Source organism: Ruminococcus sp. 5_1_39BFAA, from assembly GCF_964240875.1.
In the GTDB taxonomy this organism is placed as follows: domain Bacteria; phylum Bacillota; class Clostridia; order Lachnospirales; family Lachnospiraceae; genus Blautia_A.
The window spans coordinates 1-12380 of sequence record NZ_CAXSVO010000049.1 but is presented as its reverse complement, the minus strand read 5'-3'; the positions used below and the strand labels follow the sequence as shown (position 1 = coordinate 12380).

Annotated in this window: 9 protein-coding genes; all 9 read right to left on the bottom strand. The window is 44.9% G+C overall.

The window, feature by feature from the left end; all coding sequences use genetic code 11:
- Positions 1-332: 332 nt before the first annotated feature.
- Complete coding sequence (locus ACESZH_RS22885; protein ID WP_373218940.1) at positions 333-551, bottom strand: hypothetical protein; 219 nt, start codon at positions 549-551, stop codon at positions 333-335.
- 67 nt (positions 552-618) lie between these two features.
- Positions 619-1866, bottom strand: coding sequence for a nucleotide sugar dehydrogenase (locus ACESZH_RS22880; protein ID WP_373218941.1), 1248 nt, complete (start codon positions 1864-1866; stop codon positions 619-621).
- Between the two features lie 835 nt (positions 1867-2701).
- Positions 2702-5761 carry an L-fucokinase gene (locus ACESZH_RS22875; protein ID WP_373218943.1) on the bottom strand — a complete coding sequence of 1020 codons (3060 nt, stop codon included), beginning with the start codon at positions 5759-5761 and terminating at the stop codon, positions 2702-2704.
- A gap of 129 nt (positions 5762-5890) precedes the next feature.
- Positions 5891-6517, bottom strand: coding sequence for a LytR C-terminal domain-containing protein (locus tag ACESZH_RS22870; protein WP_373218946.1), 627 nt, complete (start codon positions 6515-6517; stop codon positions 5891-5893).
- A 23-nt stretch (positions 6518-6540) separates the two neighbouring features.
- Positions 6541-7779, bottom strand: coding sequence for a hypothetical protein (locus tag ACESZH_RS22865; protein WP_373218947.1), 1239 nt, complete (start codon positions 7777-7779; stop codon positions 6541-6543).
- A gap of 84 nt (positions 7780-7863) precedes the next feature.
- Positions 7864-8910: an LCP family protein gene (locus ACESZH_RS22860; protein ID WP_373218948.1), complete on the bottom strand. Its 1047-nt coding sequence runs from the start codon at positions 8908-8910 to the stop codon at positions 7864-7866.
- Complete coding sequence (locus ACESZH_RS22855; protein ID WP_373218950.1) at positions 8888-9727, bottom strand: CpsD/CapB family tyrosine-protein kinase; 840 nt, start codon at positions 9725-9727, stop codon at positions 8888-8890. The genes ACESZH_RS22860 and ACESZH_RS22855 overlap by 23 nt, the downstream gene beginning before the upstream one ends.
- Before the next feature lie 2 nt (positions 9728-9729).
- Positions 9730-10467, bottom strand: a complete 738-nt coding sequence (locus ACESZH_RS22850) for a YveK family protein (RefSeq protein ID WP_373218952.1) — start codon at positions 10465-10467, stop codon at positions 9730-9732.
- 329 nt (positions 10468-10796) lie between these two features.
- A complete protein-coding gene (locus tag ACESZH_RS22845; RefSeq protein WP_373218954.1) occupies positions 10797-12239 on the bottom strand; it encodes a sugar transferase in 1443 nt (480 codons plus the stop codon).
- Positions 12240-12380 lie beyond the last annotated feature (141 nt).

The window sequence follows — 12380 nt, the reverse complement described above, 5'->3', positions numbered from 1 at the left end:
TTGGGTCCCCCCCCCCCCCACAACTTGACAGGCATGGCCAAAGATAACCATAATAATCGTTATTCCTTTTAACACATCAATCGTTTCATTTCTTTTGGAAGTAATCATCTTGCTCCCCCCTTGTAACCTAATAAAATCAAATATGTACCCTCATCAAGTACATTCTCTATTTACATTTCACCCATCTAAGTTCATAGTGAAAAATATCCATTCGTTTTGTACATTTATATCCCGCTTTCATAAGTTCACCAATCAAAATATACGAGAAAAGCCCCCATATTGCCCTCAAATGTTGAGTTTCGTCGCAATATGAAGGCTAATTTTGTGTATTTTCAGCACCCCTGTGCCGAAGCAACGAGTGGATATTTTTCACGGTGAACATTAGACACACATATGTAATCACCGGATAAATCGCTTATATTTTCGTTGAGGAAATTAACCAGCCACTGCATATCAATAGCTGCGATATCCACACCCAAAATATTGCAGGTCGGGATTGCAGACTTATTCACAGTACGCCTGAATGTTTTGTTATATACTGATGTGTTCATTTGCTGATCCCTCCTTCATATGTAAATTTCATTATCATTTCCATTTCTTTCTCAATCAGTTCTTTTGCTAGTCCCTGCCGAACAGGTCCCTTGTGTATACTTTCTCTTTCACATCATCAAGGCACCCATCGTACCTGTTTGCGATGATGGCGTCACTCAGTTCTTTGAACTTTTTCAAATCATTAACCACTACTGAACCGAAGAACCTCTCTCCATCCTCCAGCGTCGGCTCATAAATCACAACCGTTGCGCCCTTTGCCTTCACGCGCTTCATGACCCCCTGGATGCTGCTCTGGCGGAAGTTGTCGCTGTTGCTCTTCATGGTCAGACGGAATACTCCGATGACCACATTTTTCTCGTAGCTCTTATTCCACTGGTTGTCCTCGCCGTAACCGTAGTACCCAGCCAGCCGCAACACTCGGTCTGCGATGAAATCCTTCCGTGTTCTATTGCTGTCCACTATGGCCGACATCATGTTCTGCGGGACATCTGCGTAATTGGCCAGCAACTGCTTGGTGTCTTTCGGCAGGCAGTATCCGCCATAACCGAAGCTGGGATTGTTGTAGTGCGTCCCGATACGCGGATCAAGGCACACGCCCTCAATGATCTGCTTTGTGTTCAGGCCCTTGCTCTCTGCATAGGTATCGAGTTCATTGAAATATGCGACCCGCAGAGCCAAGTAGGTGTTTGCAAATAGCTTGACCGCCTCAGCTTCGGTGAATCCCATGAACAGCGTATCGATGTTCTCTTTGATTGCACCTTCTTGGAGCATCTCGGCGAAGGTGTGAGCAGCCTGTGTCAGCCGCTCGTCCTCCACATCTGTCCCGACGATTATCCTGCTGGGGAACAAGTTATCGTACAGCGCCTTGGACTCTCGCAAAAACTCAGGGCTGAAGATGATGTTTTTGCAGTTGTACTTCTCCCGGACGGAGGCCGTATATCCAACCGGCACTGTGGACTTGATGACCATGACGGCGTTCGGGTTCGCCTTCATGACCAGCTCGATCACATTTTCCACAGCCGTCGTGTTGAAGTGCTGGGTAACGGAATCGTAATTTGTCGGAGCCGCAATAACAACAAAGTCCGCATTGCTATAGGCGCTCTCGGCATCCAGCGTTGCGGTCAAATCCAGTTCCTTCTCAGCTAGGTATTTCTCGATATACTCATCCTGAATCGGGGACTTTTTGTTATTGATAATCTCCACTTTTTCCGGGACGATGTCCACGGCATAGACCTTATTGTGTTGCGCCAGCAGTACCGCGAGGGATAATCCCACATAGCCGGTACCGGCAACTGCAATCGTGTACTTTCTCATAGTTGCTCCTCTATTCGGTAGGAATCATTTATATTGAAGGCTGTGGTTATCATGTCGTGATCTTGCCATGATTCTCACAGCGCGGAATCTGCTAATTCTCTTGGGTCTCAATGTGTTTATCACTTCACGAAATGTCCTTATCACTTCAAGGACAGGTCTATCCGAAAATGCTCATGTTCATTTCAGTTGGGCTTATCCGTATCTCCATAGGTCTATCCAAAACTCATCAGTATAAATCAGCGCCTGAAATGTTCATTTCCGACTTCAAAAGCCATCACACAGGCCACAAATCCCTCACCCATCCCCGAAAAACCATCCACTAAAGTTCATAGGGTAGACCCCTGGGTCTGTTTATTATTTATTGAAAACAACAATTCGGTTCTTCCATAGGTCATAATTCGCTAATGAGCGTTTTCCGGGCTTCCATCCCTTCAATTCCTCACTATGATTCTTTAGGGCAAACCCCTCGCAATGTCTGTATCATCTATTGAAAACCCTTGATATTACGGCATTTTTCAATCTTCCTCTTATTTTCTTCCAGCCCAATTTCATGTTCAAAATGTACTTATCACTATTCCCAGACCTCTACCCGAAACGAAAAAATCCATGTTTTTCGCCTCATCCATTTCATGTCAAAATGTTCTCATACACTCCATAACCCACGAGAAAGTCCTCTCCATTTCATTTGAAAATGTACTTATCACTTTACCCAGACCTGTACCCTAAAGCCTCATTTTTCGGCAATAACGGATGATTTTAACGGTCATCATAGCCTACGAAAAATCAACTGAAAATTTAGGGTAGACATTCCTCAACATTCCAATCTTTCCCACCGCTACAGAATCTCACAATCCCAAACATCCACTCCGCTATCCTGCCAAACGGCCTGAAGTCTTTGGTGGAGGCGTTCTTTTGTGACACCCTTTTTCAAAATCACCTGTAGGAATCCTCCGCCGCCTGCGCCGGCGATAAATTTGCCTTGGATCAGATCCTCGCACGACAGGAAAATTTGGTCGATACAGGTATTTGTCGTTCCGGCGTCCAGGGTTTTGGACAATTCCCAGTGCTCGTTCAAAAGCTCTGCGAAGGAATCAACGTTGCCTCGCTCCAGCTCGAATTTCATCAGAGCGGCTGTTTTCTTCATGTTCTTCAGCGCGTACAGGGTTTCCGGCCGGTTGCCAATGTAACTGCCGATAACGTCGCGGAGAAGATTTCTCGCCAGCCTTCGCTGGCCGGTGTAGATCAGGGCGAATCGCTGGTTCAGTTCTTTTAGCGTTGCCTCTTCCAATTGAACTTTTTCCACCTGCAGCTTTTGCCGGATTCCCGGTTTGGAGTTTATAAACTTGATGCCGTTTGTAAGGCCGCCTACCTGATCCTGCCAGCCGCCGCCTGTGCTCATAATCTGCTCCATAGTCAGAACCGTGTCAAACAGCGCGTCTTCGCTTACTTCGTTTCCAAGCAGTTCGTTTAGCGCTTTCACACACGCGCCTGAGAGAATACTGCTGGTTCCCAGACCTGAACCTTTTGGAACGTTTTCCACCTCTGTGGAAAGGTAAATTCCGCCGCCCAATTCTTTTAAACGCTCCTGCAAATCGCATACACCGCTCAGCGGGATGATTCCGCAGGCAATCAGCGCAGCTTTATGAAGTGCAAATGGGTCATATGGGTTATGGCAGTTCTGTATTTCTGCTGCAGTTTCTGCACTTCCTTCGGCACCTGTATCAGTGCTTGCAAACTCGATGTGAAGCTTATCAATTTTCTTTGCCACCACATGTATGGGCAATTTGCCCCGCAGACTGATGGCCGCATTCAGTACAGTACCGCCTAATTCGTTGCACTGGGGCGGTGTGTCGGTCCAGCCGCCTCCCCAGTTGACACGCACCGGGAGTCTCACATCCACGCACTCCTTCACAATGCGGTACTGCCCGCTGTCCCGGAGCCGCTCGCTTCCGCTTTCAAAGATCACATCCGCGATAGCGCCGAAGCATTTGCTTTCCACGAAATCATAGGCATTTCCGTCAAAGATCAGTTTGGAATGCTTCATTTCTCTGGAAAGGGCATAATAAATCTTTGTTTTCATTTCCAGCGGCAGTTCTTCTGCCATCTGCATTAACAGACGGTATTGCTTTACATTGATTCCGCTCTCCCCAAATACAGAGAACGCATCACGGTAATACAGACCGTCCTTCAGGTTTTTCATAAATTTGCGGACCAAGATACGGTTTCTGAGTTTTTGGTTCCATTTCAGGCCCTCACCCGGTGCAGCATGATTAAAGCTTTCATAAAGGCTCATTCGTTCCTGTGAAAGCCACTGCTTTATCTCATCCTCTGACGCCTGCCCGCTGGCAATTCTGCAGATTCGAAGCGCTTCTTTTACAGCTTCCTTCATTGTAGCGCATATGGGATAAAGCTTTGCAAACCACAGGCACTTTTCTGTGCCTTCATCCCAGATTTTTTCCACTGGAATCCCTTGCTCGTCCACAAAGGTTTTAAGGTTTGTATTCAAAAAGGAAGCACTGCTTTCATAAGTTCCCTTCGGATTATCCTCTACGCCGTAGATCCTGGCAACGAACCGTCCGTCATCCAAAGCCAGTCCATGAAGCGTTGTACGTTCCGGCACTTCGCAATTTTCCACGTTGATCTCAGATATCACGCTTCCCTGATGAATGACGCACCCGCTGCCGATCATACTGTTTTCAATATAAACGTCCTCTTCTATGCAGGCATGTTCTTCGATTAAACTGTTGTACACAGCACAGGAACCGGAATTTTCATAATTAGTCAAAACAAGGCGTTTCCAGTCCAGAAATTCATAATTATCTACACCGGAGGTTACCAGTTTATGAAGCTCCTTGGTGGTTCCAAAATGGATAAACTCTGACGGTGACAGGCAAAGCAGACGGAGCCGGTAAGGATGAAGCACCTCCCACAGTTCCTTTCTGCATTCCATCAATTCCGTACACAGAGTTCCCTCTGCCGCCTCGCGGTAATACTGTTCCAGAGTGGAATCCCCAGCCAATGGGTAAAGAAAATCCCCATAAAAGCTTACTCTTGCCTGTTCATTCACATATTTGCTGTATTTTTCCATATCCACACAGCCGTTGGTGCTGATCAGGGAATACAGGGCGTCCAGGATCTTGCTTCCCAGTATAATGGCTCCTGTATCCAGGTCCACATTTCCCTCTTTGTTTACCGCCCCTACTTCTGTGAGATATCCTTCTGTTTTTTTATGTAAAAAGCTCTTTACATAGTCTTTTCCATCATTGAGGAAAACGCCATGATCCTTGCCAATGCTTACATGCTCCTTAATGGAGATCGCAGCAGCTTCATTGGACTGGAAATCGATCTGCAGGGGATTAAAAAGCAGCAGCACATCGCCGGACAGCACAAGCATTCCCTCAGGGATCCGACCTGCCACACCGCTCATAGCGATCATGAACTCATCAAAAAGTGTGGATGGTCTTCCATCCGGAAGCTCTCTTGGCACTGGTGAAAAAAGCTTACCGCAGGCAGAATACTGGGGCACTCTCTTGCTGTCCCCACCGGAATGGATCACCAGGATTCTTTTTCCTGCAAAATGATCCGTACCGCCTTCCTCATCCTGCTCCGCTATGTATTTCATTACATGGAAAGTAGCTCCGCCGGAACCCACACGCTTTCCGTCAGGGTCCGGTAAAACGGCATACTTTGTTGATGCCGGCAAAAATCCCAGCCGCAGTCTGTCCTCTATCTGTTCCCGGTAATCCTTTGCCTGCTCTTCATTGGAAGCAGTCAGGATAATATAATCCCACTTGATAAAACTCTGCTTCCGCAGACTTCGTCTGTAATCCTCCCAGGAATCCAGATAGCTCTGCCTCAAAAATAAATTCTTCATTTTCCTGTACGTCGTTTTCATATCCTGCTCTTTCCTAATGTGTATTTGCAACTGCATGGAAAAACCTGTTTGTTGCCAGACCTGGAGTATTGCTCTCTGCTCTGCGCAGCAAACAGGTATCTCGCAACTCCTTTTTACAGCTCAGCTTTTTTATTTATTTCTTGCATCTTTTGTTCCAATAACAATGTAAAAATCAAAGCTATCCTTCTGCCCGGTCTGATCTGCGCTGAAGGAAATACCATCCTTTATGCTTTCCTTACGAAACTCTGCGTTTGGGAAGAGCTTCTGAAACACCTCTTCGGCTTTCTCTTCGTCTACAGATTCGCTATAAATTACGGTTTCCGTTTCCACTGTCTTTGTGTAGGTGGCTGCAGCTACGTTTGAATAGCCCTCTTTTTCCAGTTGTTTCTTCCAGTATGCGGCTACTCCCTGTATCTTTGTACCGTTCAGAACCAAAAATGTAGGATCAAAAGCTTCTTCCTCTACTGGGGTGGGAGACGGCGCCGATGTGGCGGTAGGCTCCGGCGTTGGTGTTGCCGTAGGCTCCGGTTCAGGCGTTTCTTCCTCTTTGGTTTCTCTCACTGTAAGCTCAGGAAAATCCAGATCTGTCTCCTTTTTTGCAAGACTTTCTTTATATTCAGCCCGTTCCGCCTTTTTTTCCCGGTTATTCAGGTACAGATATCCCAGAGCGCCAATCAGCAAAGCCAGCACAATAACATAACAAACAGTCATCACTGCGCTCTTTTTCCGCCGACTGTGATGGGTTTTCTTTGACATTTGAGAAATCCTTCCTTACAGGTTTATTTTGTCTTTGGCATAAAGATCGCGAATGGTCCCATGCTGGTGAATTTCGCATTGATAACAAGGTTCGGCATGTCTTCCTCTTCCTTATCCTCATCATGAATGGTCCATCTCATAAGCTCATTATCAGAATCTTCATTTTCATTTTCTACTGTTTCGCTATCCTCAGCAGTCTCCTCTGTTTCCGGATATGCGAAAGAAATGGTAGGCTCTTCAATGTAATCCACATCACCGGTAATAGGGTTCATCTGCATTACAAAGCTGTCTTCCAATACAAACGGATCCAATTCTGTTAAAAGCTCAGGATTCTCCTTTGCCGCTTCCACATCAAAATCAGAATCCTGTGCAGTTACGATTCTTTCCCAGTCGGTATCTTTAAGATCACGATGTGCTTCTGCTTCCAGCTCTCCGTCCATATCATAGAGGTATTCATCCTCTCCCTGCTTGATAGCCAGGTCAGCAAAGCCCATAGCAGAGCTGAAGTCGTCAATGTTGATCTTTTTGTTTACTGAGATTTCAATTTCTTTTTCAACTGTATCAACCAGATTTTCCAAAACATTGAACAGATTGATATTTGATTTTTCTTCACGGAATTTTTCTACAACTTCGGCGATTTTCTGGTCAACGTATTTTTCCGGAGAAACATTCTTTACAACAACCGGAACTTTTTCCAGAAGGGCAATAGGTCCTAAAGTGGGGAATGTGGCGGTCACCTCGCCTGTCGCTTTATTCAGCTCTTCGATTGCAATAAAATGTACTTTTCCGGTGTTCGGGTCAATCTGCATGATAAGGGCGTCCTTTTTATTCATGTCCTTTGCAGCTTCAATGGTAATGCTTGCTTTGATCTCACCGGTGCTCTGGTACTTTATCTCATCCTCTTTTTTGAGAACTAAATCTACAAATGGTGTTACCGGTTCGTAAAGAGTAGGGTTAACCAGCTTCTTGTTCTCTGTGAGTACAACGGTCTTAGTATCCACCTGCAGATCAGCCAGGATTTCTTTCATGGTTGTCTTGGTGTTTTCATCGTTTACTTTTTTTACAGTTTCTGCAACAGTCTTATTGGTATACGCGTCTGTATTTGCGTTCTGGACTATAAGCTGTTCTCCGCTGTTCACAGCGCCGCTGATCACAGTGGGCGCTTCCGGAATCAACTGGGAAATGCTAGGTGCCGCATATGCGGTAACAGACATGCTAATGGTCATAGCTGCCAGTAAGATGCTTACAAATCTTTTTTTCATGATGGCTCCTCCATTTTGTCATACACTTAAATAGTTTCTTTATTTCAACAGCAGGCATTTCCCCTGTTGTCTCATACATATTTGTTAAATCTTCTCGTAAAACAATTCGATGATTTTTTCCTGAAGCGCTTCCTCATCAAGGTAGAATTCATCATGTAATTCCCCTTCTTTGTTTTCGCCCTCCAGAGTCTCATAATTGTCTTCGCTGAAGTCCAGCTTCTGCATCAGCTCAGCCAGCTCCAGATACTGGTTCTTTGCAATACTGGTCTGGAGATAATCATCCATCACTTCAAGCGACTCCCACGAATCCTCCAACTGACTTCTGCTCATTGATTTTATTTTTTCTATATATGCAGTCACATACGCTTTCTGTCTTTCCATTCTTCCGGTATTGCTGAATGCGTCTTCCGTATCTCGGTACTGAAGGAATGTACGGATGTTCCCGCTGTCCAGGGTAACCGTCGTTCCCTCTGCAAAATCCGGGTACTGCTCCTCCAAATCGCTGTTTGGTACAGTCAGCGTAATTCCCCCTGCCAGATCATTGATGTACGGCATGGAATCCTGGTTCGTAACTACATACCGTTTCACAGGAATCCCTCCAAAAAGATTGGAAACCGCCTCACACAGGCTTTCGCAGCTTACCTTGCCGCCATCGGCGTAGCTGTAGGCATAACCGATATGGCTGGTGTAAAGTCCTTTATCGTTTCCATTCATGGTGTATCGGCGGATTTCCGTCATAGTGTCACGGTTAATCGGCAATATGGTAAGCTTTTTATGCTTTTCATCCATAACTACCAGCGCAATACTGTCTGCTCTGGCTTTATTGCCGAACTGAACTGTAGATTCCATCTTTCCTTCCGAATCAATACCTGCGTAAAGAATGTTGGTAATCCGGTTATTATATTGATAGGTTTCTCCATTGTAAACGATATTCCGGTAACCGCTTCCCACATCGTATGAGTTTCCCGCGCTTATTGACATGGCTTTCTGCCGCTTCTGTGCGGAGTATGCCATTCCGGCCAATATAGCGGCGGCAGCCACGCAGATCACTGCGCTGATCGCAATCTGTTTGCGCCGAAGCTTAGAATGTCGCCTGCCATGATGTCTTTTATGAACGCTTCTTCTTTCCATGCTTTACTTTTATATTCTGCTCGCTTTCACTGTCATTTTCCTGATTTGCTCTTTTGCCGTAGCCATAGCCGTATCCATAACCATAGCCATAGCCGTATCCGTATCCATAACGCTTTTCATAAATGTCGGCTTTGTTCAATACCGCGCCCAGGATTTTAATATCTGCATACTGCATCTGCTGCCTGGCTTTTTCAGCCTGCGCCCGCTCTGTCAAACCGCTTTCCACCACCAAGATCGCACCATCACATTGCTTGGCGATCAGCAGTCCGTCAATGACCAGATTCAAAGGCGGCGTATCAACAATAATATAATCATAAACGCTTCTCACGAATGCGATAAGCTCTGTAAAAAGCGGACCGGAAACCAGCTCGCTTGGATTTGGAGCAATCGCGCCGGTAAACAGAATGTCCATCCATCTGTCGTCTGTATGATATATGATCTTTTCTTTCTCAATGTTACCGCAGAGGTACTCACTGAGGCCTTTCTTTTCGCCTTCGATCTGATACCGGCTCTGGGTCGTGGAATTACGGATATCGCAGTCCATATACAGAACCCGCTTTTCCAACCCTGCCATATTTTTTGCCAGACGAAAAGCAATCGATGATTTTCCCTCATGGGCAAGTGCGCTGGTAATGGCGATGGTTTTCAGATTATATCCGCTTAATTGAATATTTCCTCTTAAAGCATTCAGCGCCTCATTCACCCGGTAGGGAACTTCCGGGATTTTAGGCCGTACGATTTCTTTTTGCTGTCCACCCGACCTGTTCTCGTATACCAGATCCTGAAATAATTCTTTGATTCTATCTTCACTCTCCATACTCAGTCTTTCTTCTCCTCAAAGTAAGGAACTATGGACAATACCGGCATACGCAGATATTTCCGAATGTCGTCCTCTGTTTTTAATGTTGTATCAGTTAAATAGCGTACGCAAATCAGCGCGCACACAAGGGCGATTCCAAGGAGGGCGCCTTTTTCCATATAGTTCAGCAATCCGGGAGTGATCTCCTCCACAGCCTCTGCCTCGGAATAATCAATTACAGTCGGTTCACTGCTTCCGATAACCTGATAGATTCTGTCAATACCAATGTTCATCAGAGAATTGGCAATGTTACGGCACAGTTCCATATCTCCGCAGGTTACGGTGATAGTAATAATATGGGAATCTTCGGGATTGCTAACAGCCACAAGCTTTCCAAGCTGTTTAAAATCCATATCCAGATCCATTTCTTTTATAACCTGCTTCAGTACCGTTCTGCTCTTAATGATCTTTGCATAGTCTTCCGTAAGCTCGGAGCTGATCTGCAGATCGGACACTGTAATCACAGAATCATTATTTGTGATAAAAATCGACGCATCTGCCTGATAGGAAGGCTGTACAAACAAAGCGTGATAGATTCCCAACAGAAGGGCGCCTATAAGCATAGCCAGCACAATCAGCTTCCATCTGGCAGCCACGGTCCAGAACAATTCTTTTATATTGATCACATCATCCGGATTCTGTGCCGCCGATGTGGGCACCACTCGTTTCTCCGGAATCTCTTTCGTTTCTTTTGCCATATAATCTCCTCAATTTTTCTAAGGGATGTCATTCACTGCCGCAATTTTAATCACTTATTTATACCATAAGCGACATCGAATTTTTCTTATATATTCCCTGATTTTTCAACACATTTTATCGTATCATTCATATTTCACAATGTCAAGTAAAGATATTTCCCAAAACCTTCCAAAATAAAATACCATTTTTCAGCAGTCAGATAAGTGGTCTGTTTTTTTAAGATACCGCTTATAATGACTGCATTTTTTGCATTTTGTCGCTTATGGTATAAATAAGCGACTTTTCAGATTGCTTATTGAAAAACAACAAATAAACTATGATACGAAAATCACATAGAGCCTTTCTTTTCCAAAACCACTGCCACTGTTTTAAACAGCAGCCGGATGTCAAGACCGATACTCCAGTTTTCTATGTATTGCGTGTCCAGCTTCACCACTTCTTCAAAATCTGTGATCTCGCTTCTTCCACTCACCTGCCACATGCCAGTGAGACCTGGTTTAATGGCAAGTCTTGCGCGATGATGAAGCTCATATTTTTCCCATTCGTCTATCAGGGGCGGTCTGGTTCCCACCAGGCTCATGTCGCCCTTCAGAACATTCCAGAACTGCGGAAATTCATCAAGGGATGTTTTTCGGATAAAATTCCCGATTCCTTTTCCCTCGCCCTTTTCACTCCCAATGATTCTGGGGTCGTAATCCAATTTAAACATCAGGCCGTCAGATACTCTGTTTTCAGCCATCAGCTCAGCTTTTCGTTCCTCCGCATCCATGTACATGCTGCGGAATTTATACATTTTAAATCGTTTGCCGTTTTTGCCCACACGAACCTGCGAGAAAAAGATCGGCCCCGGTGAAGCCAGATAAATGGCAGGAGCTACAAATATAAAAATAATAATGGTCAAAAGACATCCGAACAGCCCGCCGCATATATCCATAGCCCGCTTTAGGAAGAGCTGCCTCGTACTTACCGTATTAATACTGGTGGTCAGTACCGTATAAGTTCCCAGCCGTTCTACAAACTGCTTCTCCGGACTAACGCCATTGAGCTTTGTAAGTCTCAGATGAACGGTAACTCCCATTTCCACCAATTTCTCAATAAGCTCATCGCACAGCGCTTCTTCATTCGAAAGATTCACAAAAACTTCATCTACCCATTCCCGGCAGATATACTCCAGAACATTGTCCTTGTTCGCCACAACCGGAATACCGTCTACGCTCTGACCTTCCATATCTTTATCCAGAAAAGCCACTCCGGCAATACGAAATCCTTCATAATTATTATTTTTAATATTATGTACAACCTGGTTCTTCATGGAACTGGCAGACACAATGATCAGGGATCGTTTTCCGGCATCGCTGCTTCGTCTGCTCAGCAGGGATGCTTTCCACAGGATCCTGGTCGTATAGCTGCTTATCAGATACAAAATCGCTGTATACGTTAGTATCATCCTTGAATACGTTGTACCCATCTTCATCAAAAACAGGTACAATGCCAGCAAAGCGATAATCATGATCGTCTGTTTAAATGTTGCCGATAATTCCTTAAAATAGCCTCTCTTCAAGACATTTTTTAAAGTCTCGAAAAGGAAGATTACCGATACCTGCAGCAAGAACAAAACCAAAAACATGCTTTTGTATAATCTGCTGCCTAATATGATACCGCTCCCTTGATGAATATAGCATCCTAATACAAAGGACAGTTCCAAACACACCAGGTCGATTATCATAAAATCAAAATGCTTCAGCCATCCGTTGGGGGATTTCTTATACATAACCCATCCTCTAAACTGCCGACAGACGCACTGCTGCCAGCGTATTCAGTATGCACTGTACTTATAATTATAAAAAAAATATTAATTTTTTCAATAGACATTTATAACAAAAAAATGCACCCGTATACTCCCTTTTTTCAG